General features: G+C 38.8%; 26 protein-coding genes and 1 pseudogene. 8 read left to right on the forward strand and 19 right to left on the reverse strand.

All coding sequences use genetic code 11. The annotated features are described in order from the left end of the window. Positions 1 to 323: 323 nt before the first annotated feature. On the forward strand, positions 324 to 1,967 hold the full coding sequence (locus CRI88_RS06845; protein WP_058844227.1) for a pyridoxal phosphate-dependent decarboxylase family protein: 1,644 nt from the start codon (positions 324 to 326) through the stop codon (positions 1,965 to 1,967). Continuing rightward, positions 1,951 to 3,648 carry a methyl-accepting chemotaxis protein gene (locus CRI88_RS06850; RefSeq protein WP_036121723.1) on the forward strand — a complete coding sequence of 566 codons (1,698 nt, stop codon included), beginning with the start codon at positions 1,951 to 1,953 and terminating at the stop codon, positions 3,646 to 3,648. Before CRI88_RS06845 ends, CRI88_RS06850 begins: the two co-directional genes overlap by 17 nt. Positions 3,649 to 3,728: 80 nt before the next feature. On the opposite strand, the gene CRI88_RS06855 is transcribed toward CRI88_RS06850, so the two are convergent. The 5 genes from CRI88_RS06855 to CRI88_RS06875 all read right to left on the reverse strand — a co-directional run bounded on the left by CRI88_RS06855 (position 3,729) and on the right by CRI88_RS06875 (position 8,233). After that, positions 3,729 to 4,157, reverse strand: coding sequence for a GatB/YqeY domain-containing protein (locus CRI88_RS06855; protein WP_058844226.1), 429 nt, complete (start codon positions 4,155 to 4,157; stop codon positions 3,729 to 3,731). 76 nt (positions 4,158 to 4,233) lie between these two features. Further along, on the reverse strand, positions 4,234 to 5,247 hold the full coding sequence (locus CRI88_RS06860; protein ID WP_036121731.1) for a DUF1835 domain-containing protein: 1,014 nt from the start codon (positions 5,245 to 5,247) through the stop codon (positions 4,234 to 4,236). 344 nt (positions 5,248 to 5,591) lie between these two features. Continuing rightward, a complete protein-coding gene (locus tag CRI88_RS06865) occupies positions 5,592 to 6,581 on the reverse strand; it encodes a zinc-dependent alcohol dehydrogenase family protein (RefSeq protein ID WP_058844225.1) in 990 nt (329 codons plus the stop codon). A gap of 78 nt (positions 6,582 to 6,659) precedes the next feature. Continuing rightward, positions 6,660 to 7,346 (reverse strand): VOC family protein, encoded by a 687-nt coding sequence (locus CRI88_RS06870; RefSeq protein ID WP_036121737.1) that lies wholly within the window; start codon positions 7,344 to 7,346, stop codon positions 6,660 to 6,662. A gap of 134 nt (positions 7,347 to 7,480) precedes the next feature. Then, on the reverse strand, positions 7,481 to 8,233 hold the full coding sequence (locus CRI88_RS06875) for an SMI1/KNR4 family protein (RefSeq protein ID WP_058844224.1): 753 nt from the start codon (positions 8,231 to 8,233) through the stop codon (positions 7,481 to 7,483). 191 nt (positions 8,234 to 8,424) lie between these two features. Between CRI88_RS06875 and CRI88_RS06880 the strand changes: the two genes are divergently transcribed. From CRI88_RS06880 to CRI88_RS22750, 4 genes and pseudogenes are all read left to right on the forward strand, one after another. Beyond that, complete coding sequence (locus tag CRI88_RS06880; protein WP_180957784.1) at positions 8,425 to 8,661, forward strand: hypothetical protein; 237 nt, start codon at positions 8,425 to 8,427, stop codon at positions 8,659 to 8,661. Further along, entirely contained in the window at positions 8,658 to 9,209 is a 552-nt protein-coding gene (locus CRI88_RS06885) for a GNAT family N-acetyltransferase (RefSeq protein WP_036121742.1), read from the forward strand. Before CRI88_RS06880 ends, CRI88_RS06885 begins: the two co-directional genes overlap by 4 nt. A 3-nt stretch (positions 9,210 to 9,212) precedes the next feature. Then, positions 9,213 to 9,647: pseudogene (locus tag CRI88_RS06890) on the forward strand (GNAT family N-acetyltransferase). A 321-nt stretch (positions 9,648 to 9,968) separates the two neighbouring features. Then, positions 9,969 to 10,103 (forward strand): hypothetical protein, encoded by a 135-nt coding sequence (locus tag CRI88_RS22750; protein WP_004226973.1) that lies wholly within the window; start codon positions 9,969 to 9,971, stop codon positions 10,101 to 10,103. A 300-nt stretch (positions 10,104 to 10,403) separates the two neighbouring features. Here CRI88_RS22750 and lepA read toward each other — a convergent pair whose 3' ends face one another. The 4 genes from lepA to gpr all read right to left on the reverse strand — a co-directional run bounded on the left by lepA (position 10,404) and on the right by gpr (position 16,829). Continuing rightward, the gene (gene lepA / locus CRI88_RS06895) at positions 10,404 to 12,230 is read right to left on the reverse strand and encodes a translation elongation factor 4 (protein ID WP_058844222.1); all 1,827 of its coding nucleotides are present in this window, start codon (positions 12,228 to 12,230) and stop codon (positions 10,404 to 10,406) included. A gap of 247 nt (positions 12,231 to 12,477) precedes the next feature. Then, positions 12,478 to 14,373 carry an acyltransferase family protein gene (locus tag CRI88_RS06900; RefSeq protein ID WP_058844221.1) on the reverse strand — a complete coding sequence of 632 codons (1,896 nt, stop codon included), beginning with the start codon at positions 14,371 to 14,373 and terminating at the stop codon, positions 12,478 to 12,480. A gap of 465 nt (positions 14,374 to 14,838) precedes the next feature. Further along, positions 14,839 to 15,693, reverse strand: a complete 855-nt coding sequence (gene spoIIP / locus CRI88_RS06905) for a stage II sporulation protein P (protein ID WP_230593800.1) — start codon at positions 15,691 to 15,693, stop codon at positions 14,839 to 14,841. 119 nt (positions 15,694 to 15,812) lie between these two features. After that, positions 15,813 to 16,829: a GPR endopeptidase gene (gene gpr, locus CRI88_RS06910; protein ID WP_036121869.1), complete on the reverse strand. Its 1,017-nt coding sequence runs from the start codon at positions 16,827 to 16,829 to the stop codon at positions 15,813 to 15,815. A gap of 163 nt (positions 16,830 to 16,992) precedes the next feature. Here gpr and rpsT point away from each other — a divergent pair, with 163 nt between their 5' ends. Further along, positions 16,993 to 17,241 (forward strand): 30S ribosomal protein S20, encoded by a 249-nt coding sequence (gene rpsT / locus CRI88_RS06915; protein ID WP_036121871.1) that lies wholly within the window; start codon positions 16,993 to 16,995, stop codon positions 17,239 to 17,241. Positions 17,242 to 17,336: 95 nt separating this feature from the next. Here rpsT and holA read toward each other — a convergent pair whose 3' ends face one another. Further along, positions 17,337 to 18,347: a DNA polymerase III subunit delta gene (gene holA, locus CRI88_RS06920; RefSeq protein WP_058844220.1), complete on the reverse strand. Its 1,011-nt coding sequence runs from the start codon at positions 18,345 to 18,347 to the stop codon at positions 17,337 to 17,339. Between the two features lie 165 nt (positions 18,348 to 18,512). Here holA and CRI88_RS06925 point away from each other — a divergent pair, with 165 nt between their 5' ends. Beyond that, positions 18,513 to 18,650 (forward strand): YqzM family protein, encoded by a 138-nt coding sequence (locus CRI88_RS06925; RefSeq protein ID WP_036121877.1) that lies wholly within the window; start codon positions 18,513 to 18,515, stop codon positions 18,648 to 18,650. Positions 18,651 to 18,678: 28 nt separating this feature from the next. Here CRI88_RS06925 and CRI88_RS06930 read toward each other — a convergent pair whose 3' ends face one another. The 9 genes from CRI88_RS06930 to aroE form a co-directional block, all read right to left on the reverse strand. Then, complete coding sequence (locus tag CRI88_RS06930; RefSeq protein WP_249646112.1) at positions 18,679 to 20,838, reverse strand: DNA internalization-related competence protein ComEC/Rec2; 2,160 nt, start codon at positions 20,836 to 20,838, stop codon at positions 18,679 to 18,681. A 131-nt stretch (positions 20,839 to 20,969) separates the two neighbouring features. Beyond that, on the reverse strand, positions 20,970 to 21,539 hold the full coding sequence (locus CRI88_RS06935; protein ID WP_036121883.1) for a ComE operon protein 2: 570 nt from the start codon (positions 21,537 to 21,539) through the stop codon (positions 20,970 to 20,972). A gap of 105 nt (positions 21,540 to 21,644) precedes the next feature. Beyond that, positions 21,645 to 22,274, reverse strand: a complete 630-nt coding sequence (locus CRI88_RS06940; RefSeq protein WP_058844218.1) for a helix-hairpin-helix domain-containing protein — start codon at positions 22,272 to 22,274, stop codon at positions 21,645 to 21,647. A 279-nt stretch (positions 22,275 to 22,553) separates the two neighbouring features. After that, complete coding sequence (locus CRI88_RS06945) at positions 22,554 to 23,294, reverse strand: class I SAM-dependent DNA methyltransferase (protein ID WP_036121889.1); 741 nt, start codon at positions 23,292 to 23,294, stop codon at positions 22,554 to 22,556. Between the two features lie 5 nt (positions 23,295 to 23,299). Then, complete coding sequence (gene rsfS, locus CRI88_RS06950; RefSeq protein WP_036121893.1) at positions 23,300 to 23,644, reverse strand: ribosome silencing factor; 345 nt, start codon at positions 23,642 to 23,644, stop codon at positions 23,300 to 23,302. Next, the gene (gene yqeK, locus CRI88_RS06955) at positions 23,641 to 24,213 is read right to left on the reverse strand and encodes a bis(5'-nucleosyl)-tetraphosphatase (symmetrical) YqeK (RefSeq protein ID WP_036121894.1); all 573 of its coding nucleotides are present in this window, start codon (positions 24,211 to 24,213) and stop codon (positions 23,641 to 23,643) included. Before yqeK ends, rsfS begins: the two co-directional genes overlap by 4 nt. Then, positions 24,182 to 24,772, reverse strand: coding sequence for a nicotinate-nucleotide adenylyltransferase (locus CRI88_RS06960; protein ID WP_058844217.1), 591 nt, complete (start codon positions 24,770 to 24,772; stop codon positions 24,182 to 24,184). Before CRI88_RS06960 ends, yqeK begins: the two co-directional genes overlap by 32 nt. 9 nt (positions 24,773 to 24,781) lie before the next feature. Continuing rightward, positions 24,782 to 25,084 carry a ribosome assembly RNA-binding protein YhbY gene (gene yhbY / locus CRI88_RS06965; protein ID WP_036121900.1) on the reverse strand — a complete coding sequence of 101 codons (303 nt, stop codon included), beginning with the start codon at positions 25,082 to 25,084 and terminating at the stop codon, positions 24,782 to 24,784. A 5-nt stretch (positions 25,085 to 25,089) separates the two neighbouring features. Continuing rightward, the gene (gene aroE, locus CRI88_RS06970; protein ID WP_036121902.1) at positions 25,090 to 25,920 is read right to left on the reverse strand and encodes a shikimate dehydrogenase; all 831 of its coding nucleotides are present in this window, start codon (positions 25,918 to 25,920) and stop codon (positions 25,090 to 25,092) included. Positions 25,921 to 25,929: the final 9 nt, after the last annotated feature.

Raw genomic sequence — 25,929 nt, forward strand, 5'->3', positions numbered from 1 at the left:
CATGCAGATTTTTTTAGTTAGAAAGGATTAGATTCCCTCTCTTTTTCTATGACCTAAACATTATCTAATTTATAATTTCTAATCTTCCTCTCAATCTCCATATCCAATAGCATGTTCAGCTTATAAACCCCATGGCATAAAGGAAAACAACTTATTTAGAATTTATAAATTGAAGTTGGATTTTTCAGAAATGTTAATAAATATTTTTTCAGTAAAATATAATCACCATCTCTGCTAAAATATGCTATTATACCTTTAGTATAATGTCCTATTTTTATTATATTAAAAATAGAGGAAATATGAACTATAAAAGGATGATGATTATGCAAAATATCCAACAATTATTCCAGAGCGAAGATGGAAATATCCAACAAAGAGAGAATTTTTTATCCCTATTAGAGAAAATTGTTTCCTCATTAGATGAATTAAAAAATCCACATAAGACAACACTTGGTCCAATGAAAGAGCGTTCTGCTAATTTCTATCAAGAGCTGATGCAAGAACATCAAGTGCCAACTACAGGGGTTGGGCTCGATCAAGTTGTAAAAGAAATGACACAATTAATGCAAGGACATCCTTATCATACACGTAACTTTGTAACCAATGTTTTACCAATGGCAAGCATCCCAGGTGTATTAGGTCAATTTACAAATGCCCTACTAAATGGCAACAACTTATGGGATGTTTATGGTCCTGCTGCCGCTGAGTGTGAGGTCAAAGTAGTGGCTATGATGTCTAAATTAGTTGGCTATGATTATACGAAGAGCTTTGGTTATACAACATGGGGTGGACAAGGTGCCGTTTTCAGTGGACTTCGCCTTGCCATCGCCAAACAATTTCCACATGCCAAAGAAGATGGTGTTCCGAATAACTTATATTGCTTTGCTTCAGAAAACGCACATTATAGCCTTTTAAAATCTGTTGAGGCCGTGGGCATTGGCAGTAAACATTTAGTACGTGTAAAAGCTGGCAAAGACCACTCAATGGATGTGGAAGACCTACGTATTCGTATGACAGAAGTAATCGAAAATGGCGGTATCCCTGTCTATGTAGTGGCTACTACAGGAGCGACTGATCAATTTGGTATTGATGATATACAAGCTATTAAAGAGGTTACTACAACGCTTGAGAAGAAGTACAATTTACAGCCAGTACATATTCATGCTGATTCGGCTTTAGGTGGTTTTTATGCCTTCTTCAATGATTATGATTTCGAAAAAAACCCTCTACAATTTGAAGGCGATGTCGTACAAGGCTTACGACATATCCATGACCGCATGCAACATCTAGCTATGGCAGATAGCCTTTGCTTTGACTTCCAAAAGCTTGGACAAACACCTTATTTAACTAGCTTATTCTTAATTAAAGAAGGTAACAGTTTACAGCTATTAGATATTGAGGACTTCGATACACCTTATGTGGGCAATCGTGGTTATGGTTCATACCATACTGGTTATACATTAGAGTGCTCTCGTATGGGTAGCTCCATTGCTATTTTTGCTGCTCTCCAAGCATTCGGTAAGGAAGGTTATCAGCAACTATTAGCCAACTATGTACGTGTGAATTTAGCGTTCCGCACACAATTAGCTGAGAAAACACCAATGCTACAGGTCGTTAATGACACAAATATTGGTCCAGTTACAGCCTTTCGCTTGTATCCTGATGGCTTTAATTGGCAGGCTGAGCAAGCTGGTCATTATACACAGGATCAAATTGAACACATTAATGGTATCAATGCATCATTCTTTGAAATTATAGGTGAAGGTCGTGATGATGTATTCTTTGGTGATACAACACGAGTTTGTACGGTTAGCACGAGTGATACAACACAGCATGTTCCCGTTGCAGCGGCAAAATTCTTCTCTATTTCACCATACACAGAGACAGATCATATCCCAAACATGATTCATTTCTTACAGCAAAAGCTAACAGTATTGGAGGCGTCTCACATTGCGTATCGTCACTAAATTTAAAAGTTCTTTACTCTATAAATATATAGCCAGTTTCACCATTCCAATAGCCATTATTTCATTGCTATTTAGTGTTGTATTATTCGCGGTTTCTTACCGTATTATCGACAATTTTGTCATTAAACAATTCGAAACTACTTTAGAGATCACATCGAATACGATTTTTGAAGATCTTGAGAAAAATGATGTAAAAGCGGCGGATAACGGTAGCTCTGACAATTATAAAAAACTATTAGATCAATTAAACGCTACGGTTAAAAAGTTTGATATAGAAAACGCCTATGTGCTTTCAAAAGCCAATGGTAAGGAGCATATCGTGGCATTAAGTAATACTGACAATCATCAGCAAGACTATGAATTTAGTGATGAAATGCGAAAAGCCGTCGACACGCAAACCATTCAAACAAGTGATATATACAAAGATGAATATGGTATCCATAAATCTATTTTCATCCCATTTAAAGATACTGATATTATTTTTGGTTTAGATATGGATGCTTCCTTCATTTCTAAGCTACAAACAGAAACACTTTGGATTTGTATTATTCTAACCGTTGTTTTTGTGATTTTTGGTATTATCGTTGCTTACTTTATTAGTGTAGGTATTACGAAACCAATTAAAAAAATGACCCGCTATGTCGGTCAGGTTGCACAGGGAGATTTAGCCGTCGAGCCTCTCCAAATAAAAGGTTCCAATGAAATTGCCCAGCTATCATCAGGCATTGAAAATATGACGGAAGATTTACGTACATTAATTCAGCAAATAGCTCAAAATGCTGAACAAGTGGCGGCCATGTCAGAGGAATTAACTGCAAGCTCCGAGCAAACAAGTGCTTCCATACAGCAAATTACATCTTCTATGCAAGAGGTTGCAGTGGGCTCAGAAAAACAAACCTCTTCGATTGAAGAAGTGGAAAGCCATATTACAACCATCTCTAGCAAAATGACAGAGGTTGTCACAAGCGTAACTGGTGTGACAGAAAAGGCATTCCAGGCATCTGCGATCTCAGAAAAAGGCAATACAACGATTCAAGATGCTACAGAAAAAATGGCCGTAACATCCCAAGCCATTCAAGAATCAGCAACTGTCGTTGAACGTTTAAGCACATACACGAATGAAATCGGGGATATTGTAGCATTGATTACCCAAATTACGGATCAAACCAACTTACTTGCGTTAAATGCTTCCATTGAAGCAGCGCGTGCAGGTGAGCATGGCAAAGGCTTTGCAGTAGTAGCTGAGGAAGTACGTAAGCTGGCCGATCAATCTTTAGATGCTACAAACAGTATTCGAACACGTATCGAAACCATTAAGGAAGAATCGGCTCAAGCCGTAAAATCGATGGCTATTAGCAGCAGTAATCTTGCGGAAAGCTCCACAACATTTAATGCATCAGGAGAAGCATTTGCTGACATCTATAGCCACGTCACATCACTTACGCAGGAAATGGACCATGTCAATAACATAATGTCCAATATCAATGAAGGCGTGAGCAGCATCGCGATCTCTGTTGAACAAGTGGGCGTAGTAGCTGTGCAAGCCTCAGGCAATATTCAAAACGTTGCTGCTGCTTCTGAGGAGCAATCTGCAAGTATCGAGGAAATCACAGCTTCTTCGAATAACTTAGCAGAAATGGCTCAACAGCTTCGCAATATCACTCAAAAATTTAAGTTATAAAATTAAGAATCCGCTATGCTCCTTTTCGGCATAGCGGATTTTTCTCTGCATAAAAAATCTCCTACCAAAATGGTAGAAGATTAGGCAATAATATTTTTCACAACTTTTGAGATAACTGCACCTTCCGCTTGGCCTGTAAGCAATGGCTTCGCAATTTTCATGGCTTCTCCCATGTTCATTCCTTTACCAACACCTGCCGCTACTAATTTCTCAGCAATCGCTTCTTCGGATAATTGCTTCGGTAAGAAAGATTTCAAAAGTGTCAATTTGGCTTCCTCTTTTTCAATCAAATCTGCTCGTCCAGCCGTCTGTGCGCCTTCTAACGCTTGATTCGTTTGTTTGACCTCTCGATGAATAATGGCTATCTCTTCTTCAGCGGTTAATGCTGCTCCCTTTTCTTTTTCAGCAGAATCTAAAGCTGATTTCAAAAGAGATAATACACCCTTTGCTAAAGTATCTTTCTCTCTCATTGCCGTTTTTAATTGTTCAAATACTTCTGTTTTTAACAATGATCTCACTCCTTCAAGCCATCTATATTAGAAAACATTATACCATAAAATACCTCAGAGCATGACAGTCAGTGCCTCAGTCAAGCAAATAAGCATCTGCTAATTTTACTTGATAATGCAACATCCCTTTTAACTCACCTCGATAAGAAAAGACCCCTTGCTGAATTAATTGACGCAGGCGATATTCAATCCATTCCGCTTCTCTATACTGTTCCATATGCCCTAGCACTTCCCCAATGAGTCTAGCCGCCATTAGATATGGAGCTTCTTCTTGGTCTTCATGTAATCGTTTAGCACAGGCAATGATCCAGTCATCATCTACATTTTCATTGTGATGACTCCAAAGTTCATTGTATTCCCAGGTATGTATACAGTAGTCATCCATTAACATCTTTAATCCTTCTTTAGATAAAGTCTGCTGTACTGATTTTTTTAATGGGCGTCCCTGGTATTGCTCATAAATATGAAGTACATTCTCTACACTGACCTCTCCAGAGGATCTTGGATAATTGTCCTCTGCTAACTGGGGGAATATATGCAACTCATGGAATAATTGAAAAGTATCTAATACATAGATATCATTTGGTTTCTTTTCTAGCATCGCTAAGACAAGTCGAAGCCCTATTTGTTCATGGGCATTTTGACAAGTCCATATGATTATATCTTGATGTGGCGGAATAGATTTTATTTTCTCTACGGCTTCCTTCACCTCGCGCTCAAAAATGGCCAATCCATCGTCTTCTATAAAATAGCGCTCTTGTAGCCATTGAAAACGAGCTTCAATCCCTTCACATAGATGTAAATCTTTCAAAGGACCAACAGAAAAATTACCAGGCATAACGATGATTTCTTCCGTTTTCACGTAGTTACTATTGCGAAATGCAGCCTTCAAACTCCCTCCAGGTGAATGACCAAACACAATATGAACCGTTTCGATCGTTGAAACATCCTGCTCCTCATTTTGCTGCAATAAAAACTGTACCATATCGTCCTTCGACTGTTCATTCATTAAAGTCAAAAAGAGCATAGACTTCGCATCAGCCTCACTCATTCGCTTTATCGCCTTTTTTAATTTGTTGACATGTTCCATTATCTAAACTCCTTTGCACAATGGCCTGTATCTTAAATTCCCTTTCCATAAAAACAGTTAATTCCATCATACCGCAATTTCCGATTACCTTAAATTACTAATTTAGTTTTTTATGGAAAGAAAGGATAAAGAATTGCTCTATTTATGTAAAGGTTCTATTCTTTTAAGCGAGGGAGACTTCTTTAGGTAGATTATTTACTTGTTGGAGCGAGGTCATCCTCTTTATGAGCGGATTAACGATTTTCTCATTGTTGGAGCGCATTCCCCCTCAATAGAAAGAAAAAAACTACTACCATCAATAAGAGCTTACAATAAGTTCTTTAACACTGAAGGTAGTAGGGTTCTTAATCAAAATTCGTTAAAAAAATCTTTCCTTTATTAGTAGCTTCAACGGCAGCTATTGCCTGGTGTATGTTCACTAGTGGGAAATGGTCCTGTACCTGCATCATTTTTAACGAATCCGTATGTACCATATTGACGAGCTGTTGCATAGTTTGCTGCCATTTTTCGATTGGTGTTTGGCGTTGCCAGTGGCGCAAATGAAACATCATCGCTTGTACCTTTGCTTCCCTTACAATGTTTGTCCAATTTACCTGTATTCCCGATAAAAGACCGATGGCTAAAAATTTCCCACCAGGCTTCACACAGTATGCAAGTTGATTGCCCGCCTCCCCACCAATCGAATCAATCGCTGCATCAGCACCTCTGCCATTTGTTAAAGCCATTATCGTTTCATGAAGTGGCATCTTAGAAGTATCTATGACAAAGCGGGCCCCAAGCCGCTGTAATTCGTCTGTATGCTGATGACTTCGTGTGACAGCAATAAGCTGAAAACCTAGTAATTTGGCAAATTGAGCATAGATATGTCCAATAGCAGAGCCACATGCATTCACTACTAGTACATCATTTGATTGTAATTTGAGAACTTCTGTACAGGTGACGAAGGCTGTTATCGGATTAATATACATTTGTGCTGCAGTAAAATGATCCATCGTAGAAGGAATAGCTACAGCAAAGTCCGCCTGAGTCTTCACCATTTCCTGCCACGTGCCCTCTCCTCGTAGTGGCAAGACTCGCTGACCAATGAGCTTTGAAGAGATAAGTGGTCCAACATCTTCAACGATTCCAACGCCCTCATAACCCGGAACAGTTGGTAAAGTGATTCGGTGGGCATATTTTCCCCAAATCGGTATTAAATCCGAAGGGTTGATGGGTCTTGCTAGCATACGCACAAGAATTTCTTGACCTTGTGGAGGTGTAATCGTTTTATTTTCAATCCTTAACACCTCATGTGGATTTCCAAATTCATATAGTTTAAGGCATTTTGCTTTCAACGATTCTTGCTCCTTTTTCTGATTAATTCTAGCTCTGTATAATCGTTCTGATACTCGCTCCACTTAGGTATGCCCATCTTATCTTTTTTGACTGATGGTCAATTGACCTTTTTCATCTACAAATAATTGTAACATATCGTTTATTTCGATACAGATTGGACTGATTACTGCTTTCTTATCAGAGAAATACCAAAGTCGTTCACTTGGTCCTAATAGAATATTGGCTCCATCTTCGTAGTTACCTAAAAAATGAAGAGCATCTGGTTGGATTTTCTGATCATTAATAGGTTTAATAGCATATTCATTTAATTTTCTAGCGGCTGCTAGAATGTCGTCGGTCGTTACATTGATTTCACCAATCTGTAGCACTTGCTCCATAGAAAAATAGGCTGTATCCTGTTCTGGATTTACTTCCTGCCTCGCAATAAATTCTAGTATATTGCCTTCAGGATCGTAAAAATAACAAGAGTAAGCTTTTAAAAAATCAAAATACACTTCATCCTGCCCCTCTGAAGTAAGCAAGCCAACACGTTCTTTGGCCCAAATTTTTGCCTGATAAAATAAATTTCTTGGAATATTTAATGCAATATGATATTGCTTTTGAATCGTAGTGGGCACTTTTTCAAAAGTCATCTTACTTTCACCAACTGCTATTGTAAAATAGTCACCTGTACTTTCTAATAAGGCAAAGCCTAGCTGGTCGCTATAAAATTTCTGCATCTTTTGTAAATCGTGAACAAATAGTTGAACCTTCGTAATTTTCATCTTCAAGCACCCCTTTGCTACTCCCCACTATACAAGCAAATATATGATATGGCGTCATGCAAAAGAATGAAGTTCCCTTCGGTCCATTTTAAGTAATTCGTTATCCCTATTATTTACAAAAATCATGTAATGGTTCATTCGATAAATTCAGCTAAGCTAATTTTCTTTTTTTGATAGTTTGCACGAATATGCTGGAGCTCGTCTTCTAACCTTAAAGCACCCGCTTCAACTCCTCTATAAATTAATAGTGGAGGCTGTTCTAACATCTCTCTTGCTCGCGAATAATCACAAGAGAATATTTTCTTAAGTAACAATAATGTCTTTAGCTTATTTTCCCCATCTCCTGTTATAGTCAGTTCATAGTAAGTAGTAGAGTTGTCTTCAGGCAACATCTCCTCTAAACCAGGCGGAATTAGCACACTCTCAAGAAACATGATTAGATTGTCATAGGCCATTGTGAAATCCCAACAGCCTGTCCCATGAAGAGCAGAAAAAATTGCCGTATCCCCTCTTGATAAATCCAAACAATATGGATCTCCTTTATCTGTTGCGATGACCAAATAATTGTGCGGCCAATCCAGAATCACCTCTTCTGTCACTGGATTATAATGATAGCCTTCCTGCCCACGCATTAAATCTCTTGCTCCATAGATTTGTAGATTTATATAATCACCCGTATTCCATGTAACCCTTTCAACGACATAACGCCTTAAAAAATAGACATATTCCGTTGGTAATGACCACTGACTGTCTACAAATTGGCTAATATCCTCCTCGATTTGATTGTGAAAAAACATAGGGTAAGCTGAATCCCTCTCTTGAATACCTTGGATAAAACTGCGCATTTGCTCTAATACTGCATCTAGTTTCTCCTGCAACTCTTTCAACTGCATTCCCTCCTTTAGTTACCTAGTGTCTTTCTTTATATTTTAACATATTCCATCATTAACCAATTAAGGTGAACATGTTATAATCATTAAAATAGACTGGTAGTATGCATAACGTGCACAACAATAACGGATGGGGGCTATCTATCATGTCACAATATGCGAACGAACAGACAGTACAATAAACCAAGGTGGCACAAGGAGAACAATGTCTCAAAAAATTAGCTCATCTGGTGAATATCCAAACCTCTATTTGCTATAGAGAGTTGCTTTGGCATACTGAAAAATATGATGCCTCCTATTATTGGCTACAGCTTGCACTTGATCGATTAACCGCAGTACAGGCAGATATAGATGTTGACGTGCAAAGAGCTCATACCTTATTAAGCAAAAAATCACCAAATACGAAGGAGCGTAAGAAAATTTGAAATTACTCATAAGACGTCCCGAACAATCGGACATACAGACATTACATCAATTCTTTTTCCACGTCATTCAAGATACTTATGCAAAAGAAGGGATTGCCGAGCTAGTGGACGATCAACAGCGTGAATGGGCAATGAAAAAGCAGTATGTCGCAATGGACATAGAGAGCCAAGGCAAAAAAAGATTTTTCTGGGTAGCTGTGGACGAAGCAACAAATGACATAATAGGAACGATCGAATATGGGGAAGCCAACGAGATCATTCAACAAACGATTAAAGAAGATCTTTCCCATTGTCCAGAAATCGGTACCGTATTTGTTCATCCGGACTATCAAAATCGTGGTATTGGCACCAGGCTATTACAGAAAATGCTAACGACGTTGGAAAAACAAAAGGTGCATAGCTTTTGTTTAGATAGTGGATATAAACAGGCACAAGTCATCTGGCAGAAAAAATTTGGACAGCCTGACTATATACTTGAGCACTTTTGGGGAACGAATAGCCATCATATGATTTGGCAACGAGTACTACCATTGCGAGAAAAGAAGTAAAAGATGTCTTATCAAATCACACAAGAACGACATAAGAAGAACAAAGCTTATGTCAATAACATGCTTTATGAATACAATGTAAAACACTTTCCAAAAGATTTACAAGGTCGATATCAGGAAATTAATTTATTTCTAACTGATAGCAATTGTCACGTTTATGGTGGCATACTGGGTGAAATTTGCTGGAATTGGTTAGAAATACACACGCTAATGGTAGACAAAAAGCTTCGTGGGTTAGGGTATGGATCAAAGTTGTAGCAAACAATTGAACAAATTGCCTTCAACCATGAATGTGATTTCATTAAAGTTGACACGCTTAGCTTTCAAGCGTTAACATTTTATGAAAATCATCATTATGAAATTTACGGGACTCTCGACCATGTTGGCAGAGATTTTAAACATGATTATTTAAAAAAGACGCTACAATCTGATCTTTAAAGGGGAGATATTATGAAGGTCCATCAACGATTTTTTTGGATTAGTATTTTACTACCTGTATCTCTCTATTTTTCGTGACCTATCAACAGACAACTTTTGGAGGACCGATTCCATGGGTACGTTATATCGGAGAAGAAGAAGTCTCAGCCCTTTCCTATTTCAACCCCGCCGTCCTAGTGAAAAGCCATTATCATATGTTTCATTTTTTATGAATGTCTGTATAATCTATCTCACTTTAGCTTTAAGTAAAAACTTTCTGCAATCCGTTAAAGAATAAATCGTTTGTAGTGCCCATACTTATTATGTTTGGAGGGAAATGAAATGTTAAAATTCATTGATGATTTAGCCGGTGCGGTTTTCGATGTTTTTATGTTATTTTGTTATTTCTTTGCAGGCGTAATAATTGTAGGAGTCCCTATTTTTTTATTGGCTAAGTTCTTCCTATTGTTTCATTAAATTGCATACAAAGAGTATTACAATAAAAGGGATCTCTATTTCAATAGCGATTCCTTTTATTGTTTATGGCGCTTCAGCTTTCTCAGCAGACGCTTTCTCAGCAGACAATAAAAATGGTCAGGATTTTTTTAAAATGTAGAAAATCTATTTATCTTTTACTAAAATTTTCCCAAAATGTACATGACAGCTACAAAATATAAAAATCGCCAAGAAGCAAACTACTTAGGTGCAGTTTAACTAGAGAAAAAAACAGGGAATGCTACAAAAAAATAGCATTCCCTGTTTTTGAATAGTTGTGTCTTACTTCGAATCATCCATCTTCAGCACAGCCATGAATGCCTCTTGAGGGACTTCGACGGAGCCTACTTGTTTCATACGTTTTTTACCTTCTTTTTGTTTATCAAGAAGTTTGCGCTTACGAGAAATATCCCCACCGTAACATTTCGCTAAAACGTTTTTACGGATGGCTTTAATTGTTGAACGTGCCACAATTTTTTGACCAACTGCTGCTTGAATTGGTACTTCAAATTGTTGGCGTGGAATTAATTCTTTTAATTTTTCTACGATGATTTTGCCTCGATCATAGGCAAAGTCACGGTGTACGATAAAGCTTAGTGCATCGACCTGCTCACCATTTAGTAAAATATCCATTTTCACTAATTTCGATGGCTGGTAACCGATAAGTTCATAGTCGAAGGATGCATAGCCCTTCGTATTTGATTTTAAATAGTCAAAGAAATCATAGACAATTTCGGATAAAGGCATTTCATAAATAATGCTTACACGGGATGTATCAATATAATCCATCGTCATGAAATTACCACGCTTCAATTGACAAAGCTCCATAACCGCTCCCACATAATCATTTGGCACCATAATGGTTGCCTTTACATAAGGTTCCTCAACACGCTCGATTTTTTGTGGGTCTGGCATAAAGGATGGGTTATCTACTTTAATATCAGTGCCATCTGTCATATGAACATTGTAAATTACAGAAGGTGCTGTTGTAATTAAATCAATATTAAATTCACGCTCAATACGCTCCTGAATAATTTCCATATGGAGTAATCCTAAGAAACCGCAGCGGAAACCAAAGCCAAGTGCTTGAGATGTCTCTGGCTCATATTGTAGAGCAGAGTCATTTAGCTCTAGTTTTTCTAACGCTTCACGTAAATCATTGTATTTCGCTGTATCAATTGGGTATAAACCACAATAAACCATTGGGTTCAAGCGACGATAACCTGCTAATGGCTCGGCTGCTGGACGATTTGCATAGGTTACAGTATCACCTACGCGTGTGTCACCTACGTTTTTAATAGATGCTGTTAAATAACCTACATCACCAACTGTTAATTCAGCCTGTGGCACAACCTTTGGTGTATGTACCCCAACTTCAATAACCTCGAATTCCGCACCTGTTGCCATCATACGGATTTTGTCGCCAGGCTTGACAGTCCCGTTGATTACACGAATTGAAATGATAACACCTTTATAGGCATCATACACAGAGTCAAAAATTAAAGCTTGTAGTGGAGCATCAGGATCACCCGTTGGTGCTGGTACCTTCTCCACGATTTGCTCTAAAATATCCTCAATACCAATACCTGCTTTCGCAGAAGCTAATACCGCTTCAGATGCATCCAGCCCGATGACATCCTCTACTTCTTGACGCACACGCTCAGGATCAGCTGCAGGTAAGTCAATTTTATTAATAACAGGTAAAATTTCTAAATCATTATCAAGTGCTAAGTAAACATTTGCTAGTGTTTGCGCTTCAATACCTTGTGCGGCGTCCACAACTAAAATGGCACCCTCACAAGCAGCTAAACTACGGGATACTTCATATGTGAAATCGACGTGTCCTGGTGTGTCGATTAAATGGAATGTATACACTTCGCCGTCTTTTGCTTCGTACTTTAATTGAACTGCATTTAATTTAATCGTTATCCCTCGCTCACGCTCTAAATCCATTGAGTCGAGGAGCTGTGCTTTCATTTCACGGGAAGTTAAAGATTTTGTTTGCTCTAAAATACGGTCAGCAAGCGTTGATTTCCCATGGTCAATATGTGCAATAATAGAGAAATTTCGTATATTCTCTTGTCGTTTTAAACGTGCATCTCGGTTCATCTTTTCCACTCCTAATTAAACTATAATGAATTATACTATGAACATAACGCAAAGTACAACAGCAACTAGACTAGAAAGCCTATAATATCAATACTTTCAGTGTTTAATGCTGTTTTTAGATTTTACAGTATTAAGTATATAAATGCAGAGAAATTAAGGGCGCATTTGTCCAAATTCAACTTTAGCCCATATATTTGCACAGAAAAAGTCAGTCAACAGACAAAGCTGTGTAGACTGACTTTTTTCATTAATTTTTCTTGTTTAAGGATTGTTGAATCAGGTTTGTTAAAACTTCTACCCCTTTTTTCTCTAAATGAACGCCATCTGGGGCGAAGTATTCTGGATGATTGAGTGCTGCAGCATGCCAGTCAATGAGTGTAATATGTTCATGCTCCTGGGCTTTTTGCTGTAATGCTTCATTCACTTTTGCCTCCCATGAACGGGGCACACGTGTATTCACTAAATAAATATCAGCATTTGAAAAAGCGGCAAGGAGTGTGTCCATTTGGTCATTTGTAAAATAACCATTTGTCCCCAATTGAAGAATGACTGCATGATTGGGTTGATTAAAACTTGCATAATTTGGTGCTAGTTTGACAGCTTGTGAAACTTGACGACCTATTTTTCCATCGATTGTAATAGTTGGGTAAATAGTATGTAAGCTCGGGCCAATATCAATCATAAGTGAATCACCAATCGCTACTATTCCACGATAAAACTCATCCCGTTCAGGCACTTTATTTACATCATTTTCTTCTTGCTTTGGTGTTTCTATCTGCTGAACATCCTCCACTTTCTCTTCCTTGGAAGGTTCGTTAGTTGGTAGCTCTGATTGCTGGTCATGCTCGTTTAAATTAGTTGTAGGTTCATCACCATTAATTTTGATGTTTGTTGGATATGAACTCGAAGTGCTTTGCTGACCTTCCCCTACTACTCCTGTCATTCCTGTGAAAAACATAAGAAGGAAAAGTGGAGCCATTACCGTTGAAATTTTTCGTGAGAATGAAAGACTCCCCCATTTATTTTTGTTAAAGACAAAGTATTTCCCATAATAGGCTCGGAATCCTTCTTTACGGATAGGCATTTCAATGAAGCGATAGGATAGCTCTGCTATCATAACAATAAGTATGATTTGAAGTGCAACCCGCCAATAAGATGGGTTGCCAATTTCATGAATAGGTGTACCTAGTACCATGACAGGATAATGCCATAGATATATGCCGTAGGATCGAGAGCCAATCCAACAAAGCGGCCTCCATGCTAGTAGTTTTCCTAAAATGCTGACGGGGTGACAGATACATGCAATCAAAACTGCTGCATTTAAGCAAAATAAGAACATGCCACCTCTATAAAGGAAGGGTTGATATTCATCTACATAAACAATACTAACTAGAAAAATCATAAGCGTAATGAAACTCAAACTATTTAGTTTCTTCACATGGTTTGTTGATAATTTTTGTGCAGATAGCCTTTTCATTGGCCAAACAAGAGCTAGCCAACAGCCAATTAATAGTTCAAAACAGCGTGTGTCCGTTCCATAATAGATACGGCTTGGATCTGCACCTGGCTCATAAAGAATCGCCATTACTAGAGCCGAACAAACCGCTCCGATAAAGACAACTTTAGCCAGTTTACTTTGTTTTTGAAAAATATAAAGGCCAATCATTAAGAGCAAGGGCCAAATCAGATAAAATTGTTCTTCAATAGCTAGCGACCATAAATTTTTTAAAGGTGACGGGGAGCCAAAACTATCAAAATAAGAAAGTTTATGAAAAATGAACCACCAATTACTTGAATAAAAAATAGAGGACAACGCATCTCCACGTAATGTATGAAGAAGTTCTTTATGAAAGAGCGTTGCCCAGACAAATGATATAACAATCATCACGTAGGCCGCTGGTAGTAACCGCCTAAATCGTCCAATCCAAAATTTCTTTAGACTGACTGTTAATTGATTGCCCTTTACAGGCAAAATGGTAGAGGTGATTAAATAGCCTGATAATACAAAAAAGATATCTACTCCTAAAAAGCCACCTCTAGCCCAATTGAAGTTAAAATGATAAGCAATAACTGCTAATACGGCTAATGCTCGAATCCCGTCTAGTCCAGGAATATAACGATGATTTAATGACTTGCCTGACATACTATTCCTTCCTTCAATAATCTATCAATTTCCTTTTGCATAATGGCCTTATAGCTACTATATCAAGATAAAACCTGTTATCCCTTAATAGCACCTGTGATTTGAACATCATCTCCTCTTTATACTTTTTCATTTGTGCACTTATATGTTTGACGTTTGAAATACGATAAAAGTTTTAGAGAAAAATGAAACGTGATCACTCTTTGTCTTTTTAAAATTCATATGTATGTTTGCTATTGTCTTAAAAGGCATTCCCAAAAATGGTAGATGCTTCAAAAGCACATTTTGCCTTACTTGCATATGCCTTCATTAACGTTTTATCATGAAAATCGAAAGCCAACTTGAAAATTATAAGACAAGAATGAAGCAATGGAAAGACAAATAATTAGATTTTGTTCTGGAAATTTTTATGCTAGAATAGCAAAAAAGTGAGCCTGTAACAGACTCACTTTTTTCATCCTTGTTCTATTGTTTTGAATCATTTACAAATGCTTTTGATATGGCCTTGCCAATTACAGCAATCGTACGATTAACCTCTTCCTCCGTATTGCCAATTCCACCAATCTCAACAATCATCATTTGCTTTGCCAAATCCTGATTATATCGCCCATCAACACCATCACCACTTTTGGAAATAACACCTTTTGATATTTTTGGAACGATGGCATTTAATGTGGAGGATAAACTTTCTGCATACGCTGTATTCCAGCGGTAATTTGCATGCTCTGCACCAACCACAATAGCAATTTTTGCATAGTTTTCCCCATTATATGAGATCGTTGTAAGATCATGTTTTAATGAGTCACGATGTAAATCTAGTATTAAATCATAATTATTTGTTTCTAAATGCTTACTTAAATAAGGTCTCATGACATTATAGGATTCATGATATCCCTTACCCTCAGCTTGTAATTTCTTCATAATATCTACATCGAGGATATTTGTCTTCAAGCCATTTACATTAAAATGATTCACAATCTTATCCTTTAGACTCATAATATTGACTGTTTCATGAGAAGTCGCTACCTTACCACTCACAGCTTTCACCATTGGTTCGTATGCTTCATGTGAATGAGTAAATAACACTAACACTTTAAATGGGTCCGGGTCTAGGGCTTGATCTGGTTCAGGCTCTTTCGTTTGTTCCAGTACACTTTGTTCAGCTAAATTGGTAGCGGCAAACACGACTTGCTTATCTTCTGATTGTTTAATCGGAGTCGATGCTTGCTTGTTGAACGGAAGTTGCCCAGCAATGACAGGTAATACGAAAAAGAACAATAATATACCAAATGACCATTGTAGTTTTTTTAGCAAAGTCACACCCTCCTCCCCATATCGTATGGAGAGGGGGTGTCATTTAGAACGAAAATAATTTTCTTGTTTTACGCATAAATCTGAGTGTTTTAGAAGGTCTATCAAGAACATTTTTTTAGCCTTTATTATAAATCACTTGCCCAGTTCATTAGCATGGAAGCCACTAGTTTTGCATAGCGATCAATCCAATAGTCTGCTTCCTTTGGTGTAACCATCAATTGTGTATGTGAGCCAGCGAAGGTTTCTTCAAACAGCTGCTGACGTTCCTCCTTCGTCCATGTCGCCCATTCTCCAAAAATAGGTTGTACTAACGTCATATCAAGCTCTTTATTGATATCGGGTTGCCAAGAGGACAATGAGAGCTTCGATGATGGTTTACTGCGCTCAGCTACACGAGCAGCTATCGAGCGAAGCATCGTTTCTACCGCATCAGCAATTAATACAGGTGCATCTACTACTGTTGGGATACCAATTGCCGTTACAGGAATCCCTAGCATCTCATAGGAAATTTCTTGCCGTTGATTGCCTACACCTGAGCCAGGATGGATGCCCGTATCTGTTAATTGAATTGTTTTACAAAGACGATTACTCGCCCTTGTAGCAAGCGCATCAACCACAATAATTAATTTTGGTTGTAGACGCTCAGCAATCGCAGCCACAAACTCCCCTGTTTCATAGCCCGTTTGCCCTGTAACACCTGGCGCATACATGACAAACTTTTCATCTATCACATCTAAGCTATGCAGATGATCAATTAAATAAGGACCTATGGCATCAGGTGTAATGGTACGATTGCCCAAACCAACAATTAAAATTTTATCATCTTCTTGCCAAGAAAGTGATTCATGCATGTTTTTAAAATTCACAAGTAATTCTTGCTCAAGCTGTGCAAAGCCATCTTGGTCTTCTAATGTCAGTGTTGGGACAGAAAGTGTAATATACTGCCCTTCTTTTTTGCCAATTTGCTTTTCACCCTCAGCATCTACAAGGACATCTGTAATTTTCACTCGACCAGCATTCCGATCTTCTATTTGAACGCCACTCGATTGTTCTAGCTTTTCTTTTTGTTCTTTGGTCTGATGGACAACTACCTCTTCAGATTCATCGATTAAATCTGTTCGTTGCCAATTAAAATTTTGCATACAGTTCACCTCAAGCTGTAGTTTGTTCAAACTGTCAAGTAAATATTCTTTGCATTTATCTATTGCAATTTGGTCAAGCGTTTGTTAAAATGATTTTTGTTGTATTAACACAAGAAATCAATGAGAAGATATCATCTCGTACCTAATTTAGGAGGTGAAATATATGCCAAACATTAAATCTGCGATTAAACGCGTAAAAGTTAACGAAAAAGCAAACATTGCTAATTCTCAAGCTAAATCTGCAATGCGTACTACAGTGAAAAAAGCTGAAAACGCTGTTGTTGCAAACGCTGAAAACAAACAAGAACTTTTACAAGCAGCTTTCAAATCATTAGATAAAGCAGCTTCAAAAGGACTTATCCACAAAAACGCGGCGGCTCGTAAAAAGTCTCGCCTTGCTAAAAAAGCGTAATTGTTTAAAGGATCAGATACTCTATTAGGAGTAGCTGATCTTTTTCATTTTGATAGATAACACAAAAGCTGCCCTTTATTGGACAGCTTTTTATGTTACAGTTGACGTAATAGAAATAATTCTAAATGTCTCTCTCGATTACCACCAGTCGATTTCAGCTGTAAATCAACCTCAGCTAGTTGATATAATGCTCTCAATAAACTTTCTTCTGATGGGCGATGATGCTGCTCAGTCATGAGTTTGACACGATACGGGTGAATTTTTAAATTTTTGGCGATTTGTTGTGGATGATATCCTTTCTTCAACAAATAAAAAACATTGGACATGGTACGAACATTGGATGCAAGCAAGCCAACTAACATAATAGGCTCTTGTTTTTGTCGTAATAAATCATGATAAATGGACAAAGCGCTGACCGAATCATTAGCCAAATAAGCATTGAGCATTTTAAATGCATCTTGCTCCAATGTTTTTGCTACTAGATCCTCCACTAACGAAGCTGTAATTTCTCCACCCTCACCTAAATAGAGGGTAAGCTTGTCAATTTCCATCTGCAATTGCAGCATGTTGGCGCCCACCATCGTTACAAGCAGCTCAATAGCCTCTTGTGTGATGCTGTTGCCCTGTGCCTTGACAACGCCTTGAATCCATACGGCTAAATCCTGCTCTTTTGGGGTTTCGGCTTGTACAAGTAATGCATGCTCTTTGAGCATTTTGGTCACTTTTTTACGTTCATCTAATTTTTCATAAGGGGCAATAAAAACCGTTACGGAGAAATCAGATGGATTCGATAACCACGTTTCCAAACGTTTTACATCATGATCGATTTTTTCTTTCCCTTTCTCAGTTGCTTTTAAAAACGAAGCGTTTTTAGCAATAATAAGCTTACGTTCTGAGAAAAAAGGAATCGTATCTGCTTCATCCATAACCACATCTACTGGCACCTCTTCTAAATCAAATGCGGTCATTTCCAGCTCTTCTTCTGACCCCATCGCTTCTTTTAAACGTTTAATGGTTTCATCTATAAAATAGCTTTCTTCACCAACAAGTAAATAAACCGGTGCCAGCTCACCTTTTTTTATTGTATTCCAAACCTTTGAAATCATAATTTTCCCTCCATCTAGCAATACTATTAGTATACATGATTTCATGGTCCTTTGTGACTTTGACCGAATTGTGTCTATTCCTTGCCAGACTGGGAATTCTCCTTTTCGATATAGCTTTTATGACCATGTTGTCTTATAATAAATAACAGAATTGGAGGGATAACAATGAATCCATTTGAAGGAAAGAACATACAATGTCGACGTAACGATGCCATCGATTCTGGTGTTGGCTTCGGTGTATCATTTGGCGTTTTCACAATTATGTTTATTATTGCAACTATAGTAGAATTCGTATCACAGTAATTGGACTTATGCAGGAAAAAGGCCTTGGTCATTGGACAAGGCCTTTTTCATTTACTGCAGCAGACCAACCATTAGCACGAATACGTATTTCAATGGTTCCATCCACCCCTGTTGTCAAAGTCGCTAAATTGCGACTGACAAAACGTTGTACTACTTCTTCATGTGGATGACCATAGCGATTATGGAGACCTGCACTGAAAACCGTTAATTCGGGCTGGAGCAGCTCAACAAAGGCTTCTGAACTAGATGTCTTACTGCCATGATGTCCCGCTTTCAGCAATGTTAGATTGGCTAATAGATGCCCATAACGCTTGATTAGCTGTTGTTCACCATATTGTTCCAAGTCACCTGTAAATAACGCTGTAAAGTCGTTCTGTTGCATGTACAATACGAGGGAATCATCGTTCCCTTCATAAAGGGTGTCATCAGGCGATAAATAATAAAAATTTGTCCCACCACTATGCCATGCTGTCCCCATCATCTTTTCTTTAACAGGTACATTGTGCTTATTTGCTTCTAGCAATAATTCTTGCATTAAAGGCTGCTGTAAAGAACTTGGTGTCACGTGTATTTCCTTCATCTTAATTTCTTGTAAAACCTCTTCGGCACCTTCTATATGATCTGCATCCGCATGGGTGGCGATAAAAATATCGATGGTGCGTATTCCTTTAGCTTTTAAAAATGGCACTACAACTTGCTTCCCTACCTCATAAGGACTATCTGCTTTTTTCCACTGCTCCTGTTCAAAGCGTAGTATCCCACCCGCATCAATGACATAGACAGCTTTTCTAAAAGGCAATTCAATAACGATACTATCTCCCTGTCCTACATTTAAAAATGTGATCTGTGTTTCGTTAGACAGCATGGGTGACAGATGAATCCAAATGGCGGGAATAACAAGTGCGACAATAGCCTTCCTGAACCGTCTTGTTTCTAAGTAATATAAGCTTGCTAAAACACTTAGCAGCGCTACACAGCTAAGCCAGATCATTGGCTTACCCGGTGACCATAATTGAAATGGTAGCTCCTGCATCACCATAATCATACGGGTCAGCCCATTACGTAGCGGTTCGTAGCCAGCAAATAGCATATTGGCAAGCGGTAAGGAAATATAGGATAACATAAACACTACAATATTAAATGGTAATATAACAAAGGAAAACAATGGAACAAACAGAATATTGACAAAAAACGAGGACATAGATAATTCATAAAAATGATGAAGTAATAGAGGATAAACGAGCAGCTGGCAGACAAATGTGACGAAAAAAGAACGACTGAGCCAATTCTCCGTCTGTTTGAAAATGATACCTGAATAAACCAAACTAGCGGCAGCTAAATAGGACAGTTGAAAGCCAATTTGAAAAATGACACCTGGTTCAAGCATAACGAAGCCTATAAAGCTAATGGCTAGTGCATCATCTATTGAAAGAGTCCACTTCAAAAAGCGCAGTAACATCATTAGTTCAACTACAGAGACTGCACGCCAAACAGAAGGTGCACCTCCTGCAATGACCCCATAAACGGGTAAAAGGATCAGTAGTGCAGCCGTAGCCATTTCTTTGCGTATGCCTATTCGAAGTAAGCCTTCAAAGAATAACCAAGACACGAGTGCGACATGTAGGCCAGAAATCGCAAACAAATGGGTGATACCAAGCTTTTGATAGGCACGCTGCAGTTCACCCTCCATTTGATCTTGTGCCCCTATCAGAAGTGCTTGTGCCTCTGCTACAAGGGCTTTTGGAAAGGTTCTTTCTATATGTTTTTTCATACTGTGTCTTATTTCAGCCAAAAAGGTGAAGATGGAAGACTGCTTTTCGACATAACGCCAGCTAGCGATTTCCACAATGCCTGTTGCTCCCTTGCTTGTTAAATAGTCAGTCATTGAAAATGCATAAGCATGCGCAGATGGAGACGGTGCTACAAGCTCACCCCTGGCAAGATATGTTTTGCCTGCTAATGAAGTATTTTCATACAAACTTTTTTCTTGCTCTGATGAAAAGGTATATATCACATAAAGCTTTTGACGATTTGTAGTTGTAGCAAAACCACGGAGTTTTTGGCCGTTTATTTTATAATCGTTTGACCAGGTTATAGGGAAGGTTTTTGGTAAGGGGGAAGGTTCCGTCAGTTGATAGGTAGAAAGAAAAAAATAAGCGAATAAAGCACTTATCATTACAAACGTCACAAGAAAACATGACTCACCTTTTAAGATGAGCCACAGGGCTAAAAGCAATAAAAAAGTGAGTAGCCATGCTGACGAGTGTGCTGCAATAGCCGCTATAAGTACAGCAAGAGCTACAAAGATCCATTTATGCTTTAAAGCTCGATGCCAAATAATGCACTCACCTTCTGTTCATATGGGAGCAACTTTTCGGCTGGCACGCCACTCTCGCGAAGCTCATGAAGCATTTCTGTGTACAAGGCTAGTTTTTCATCTCGTAAAAAATCGATTTTACGGTCATCAAAGGGTACATGGACAACTTCCACGCCCGCTTTTGCAAATAATTCCTGGGCATAGGGATTATTTTTATAATCTGTTGCGTAATAGACACGTTCAATGCCCGCTTGAATAATGGATTTTGTACATGGTAGACATGGGAAATGTGTTACATACAAATCAGCACCTTTTGTCGGTGTTCCATATTTAGCACATTGCAGCAAGGCATTCATTTCAGCATGCACCGTACGCACACAATGGTTGTCAACTACATAGCATCCTTGTTCAATACAATGTTCGTCTCCTATAATGGAACCGTTATAACCGCCTGCAATGATGCGTTTTTCACGCACAACAGTTGCTCCTACTGCTAGTCTTGTACATGTACTACGTAATGCGAGTAAATGGCTCTGTGCCATAAAAAATTGATCCCAAGTAATTCGCTCCATATGATTACCTCCAAAAATTGGCTTACAAATTATATTTCTCTTGCTTTTCTACTATAGTGTATCCCTTATAGAAAAGAGGCGTCAATATTACATCCTGTAAAACGTTTACTTTACAGTAATCGCATCTTTTAGCTTCTCAAATGTTTTATCACCAATACCACTTACATTTTTTAAGTCTTCGATCGCTTGAAAGTGTCCGTGTTCCTCTCGATACGTAAGAATACTTTGCGCTTTCGAGGGGCCGATTCCTGGTAAGGTTGCTAGAATTGCTATATCGGCTTGATTAATATTAATCTTCTGCTCTTTAGGAGCACTTTCAGTAGGTATTGTTAAAAGAGTTGTAGCTCCATCTTCTAGCTGTTCACCCTTTGTGGGAATATAAATCACCATTTCATCCTGCACTTTTTGCGCATGATTCATGCGCTGTGTGTCAGCTTGCTCTGTATAGCCACCTGCAAGCTCGACAGCATCTTTTATGCGTTGGTCTTGCTGAAGCTCATAAACGCCTGGATACATCACAGCACCCTTTATATCAACAAATATCTGCTGAATCACCGCTTCTTCAGCAGTTTCACTATGATTTTTTTCTTCAAACGATTGGATTGTCTCGATGAGCTCTTCTTGGGGAGGTGAAGAGTCAAAACTCGAAAAATAGAAGTAACAAAGTCCACTGACTACCAGTATGCTGGGGAATAACATACTTTTTTTATACTTTTGCCATAAAGATTGGAGCATAGCACCCATCCTTTCCTTGCAAAAGGTCATCATATGGAGTTATCTACATCATACACTATGACTTGTTGATTGAAAATAATAATAAATATCAGGAGATTCTATTGACCTGCTTAAGAGAGCTATTCTTCGCTTTCGCCTTGCTATCCACCGATTTAAGCTTGCTATCCTTCGCTTTCGCTTTTCTATCCACTGATTTAAGCACGCTATCCTTCACTTTAGCCTTTCTATCCACCAAAAGAGCCACACTGCCCATTGGGGGACAGTGTGGCTCCGTTTTCTTTATTTCACCGCACGAATAAAAATGCGTTCGCTTTCATATTCAGGTGCTTCATCCGTAAAATCAGCTGTGATTTCCACATCATGAAAACCAATGGCGCGCAGCCAAGCCATATACTGCTCTATTGAGAAAGTACGTTGTAAATGCTCTTCATCAAAACGTTCATATAACTCACTTGCGATATCTCGCACATAAAAGGTCATTTGATGTGTAACAGAATGCTCGAAATCAGCTGGCGCTGTATGCCATACATAACTAATGTCCCCATCATCATACGTAAACGGTCCGTCTAAAAAAATCTCATTCATCTTAAATAATGAATGAACATCAAAAAACAGCTGTCCTCCATCACGTAAAGCATGATAAATACGTTCTAATGTTGTATAGACGGCTTGCTCCTCTACAACATAATTAAGGGAGTCAATGGTAATCGTCACAACATCTAACGCCTCAAAGCCATCTAATTCGTCCATCGACATACAATATAACGGAGCTTGGTAGCCTGCATCAGCAAAGCGTTTTGCTGCGATGGACAGCATCTCTTCTGATAAGTCGACTCCGCTGACCTTATAACCAGCATGGGCGAATAACAAGCTAAGCACACCTGTACCACAACCAATATCTAAAAGTGTGGGGTATTGGCTGCATGGTGCATGCTGTACAACCCAATCTACATAAAGATTGTAAGGAATATCCGTTTGTAGCTCATCATAGACATGGGCAAAGCGTTCGTAACTACTCACTTAGCTTAGGCCTCTGGCATGTCTAGCTGCGGTGCATCGCCCCATAGACGTTCTAAATTATAATAAGCACGCTCATCCTTATGGAATACGTGCGCCACTACATCTCCAAGGTCAACAAGTACCCAACGAGCTGCATCGAAACCTTCGACACGACGAATTTCATAGCCTTGTTGTTCTGCTATATCCTGTAACTCACGCGCGATTGCTTGCACTTGGCGGTCAGAGTTACCATGGGCGATGATAAAATAATCTGCTAAAAGGGAAATTCCTTGCATATTTAAAACGACAATATCCTCACCATGTTTGTCGTCAATTGCTTTGTACGCTGCTTGTAATAAAGTTGAAGTCATCCTTCACTATCCTCTCTGTTCATCGTATCGTTATAACATTCTATTGATAAAGGATAAATTGGTTGCTTTGTGTCTATTAAAAATGCCAAAGTATGGCGTACACATGCACTCATCGCCTTATCCAAATTTTTTTGCGCCTTCTTTCGCAGACGCTCCACACCATCAAATCGACGGTTTGGCTCAATCATATCTGCGACAAAAATGATTTTTTCTAAACGACTCATCCCAACGCGTCCTGTTGTATGGAAACGAATCGCATTTAACAACTCATCGTCTGTGATGCCAAACTCACTTTGCGCTATATAGGCACCGACTGGGCCGTGGAGTAATTCACTGCCCCAGCCAATTAATTGTGGATCTAAATTTTCATCACGAACGATATTCTCCATCCATTCAATGTCTTCATATTTAGCAATATCATGGAGGATTGCTGCTATTTCAGCTTTTTTAACATCCTCGCCATATTTTTGTGCTAAATCGATGGCTGTTTCCATTACACCGATTGTATGAATATAACGTTTTTCAGGCATTCTTGGCTTAATCGCCGCTAAATACTGTTCGCGTTCCATAAAGACCTTCCTCTCGTATGAACGTCTCTACCGCTTCTGGTAATAAAAATGTTACCGTTCCCCCAGTCGCAAGGCGTTCACGAATCAGTGTGGACGATAAATCGATTTGAGGCACTTCCACCATACTTATAGGGTACTCTGTTGTCGCCGCTGTTCCTGGACGCTTTACTCCGACAAACCGCACGATTTTTACTAAATCATCAATACAATGCCATGTATGTAGCGAATCAATCATATCGCCACCGATGATAAAGTAAAATTTCACATCCGGTTCTCTTCTACACAAGGCAGAAAGTGTCTCATAGGAATAGGATACGCCACCCTTCTCAACCTCATACGACTCTACTGAAAAATAAGGAAATGGACGAATTGCACGCTTCACCATTTCGAGTCGTTCGACATTACTAGCATCAAATTGTGCCTGCTTATGTGGTGGTATAGCATTTGGCATAAAACGGATTTCATCAAGCTCTAGCGCATGAAAAACCTCATTAGCCATCATGAGATGCCCTATATGTGGTGGGTTAAATGTGCCACCTAGTAAACCGACCTTTTTCATCGTCTCACCTTATTTCGTTGCTTTTGGTAATACAATCTTTTTATGATTGCGTGACTCTTTATATAAAACAACTGTCAGACCGATTAATTGGACAAGCTCCGCACGAGCACCTGTTGCCAGTGATTCAGCAACTTCATGTTTGTCCTCTTCACAGTTATCTAAAATACGCACTTTAATCAGTTCACGTACTTCTAGTGCCTCACGAATTTGCTTTGTCATTTCGTCATTAACTCCACCTTTTCCTACTTGGAAAATAGGTGTTAAATGATGTGCCTCTGCACGTAAAAAACGTTTCTGTTTACCTGTTAACATAAAAATTAGTTTCCTCCTAATTGCGCCTTAAGCTGCGCAATCATTGAATTTGTGTTTGGATAGTTTCCTAACCAGTGTTCAAAAGCAATGGCTCCTTGATGGACAAACATCCCTAAGCCTGTGACAATCGTTGCTCCTTTTTCTTCAGCCGCTTGTAAAAAAGGCGTCATTAATGGATTATACACAATATCCGCAACAATTGCTCCTTTCGCAAGTCGATCTAATGAAAATGGCATAGAAAAATTGCCCGTAGCAAGGCCAGCCGATGTCATTTGCACAATAATGCCGAAATCAGCTAATGTTTCTTCTGCTTCTTGTAATGACATCGCACGACCCATATCCATTTCATCAATTATCGCTTGGGCATTTGCCACCGTACGATTGGCGATAGTTAAATGGTGATAGCCTTGTTGCTGCATAGCAAAGGCAATACCGCGAGCAGCGCCACCAGCACCAACAAGTAATACAGGCTTGTCCTTTCGAGATACACCAACGGCTTCTTCTAGTGAGCGAACAAAGCCAATCCCATCTGTATTATAGCCCTTCAGCTTTCCCTCTTTTGTTCGTACGACTGTATTCACTGCGCCCATTTTTTGCGCCAGCTCATCTAGCTCATCTAAATATGGAATGATTGCTGTCTTATGAGGAATTGTCACGTTCCAGCCACTCGCCCCTAATGTTTTCAAACCAGCAACTGCTGATTCTAATTGATCAGAAGGTACATGCAAAGGAATATATGTCGCATCTATTGACATGTCCTCAAACCAAGCATTGTGCATGGCCGGTGATTTTGAATGTTCAATTGGATCACCCATAACTGCAAACCATTTCTTCATTTTCTAGTC

The organism is Lysinibacillus fusiformis, assembly GCF_002845985.1.
Classification (GTDB): domain Bacteria; phylum Bacillota; class Bacilli; order Bacillales_A; family Planococcaceae; genus Lysinibacillus; species Lysinibacillus fusiformis_D.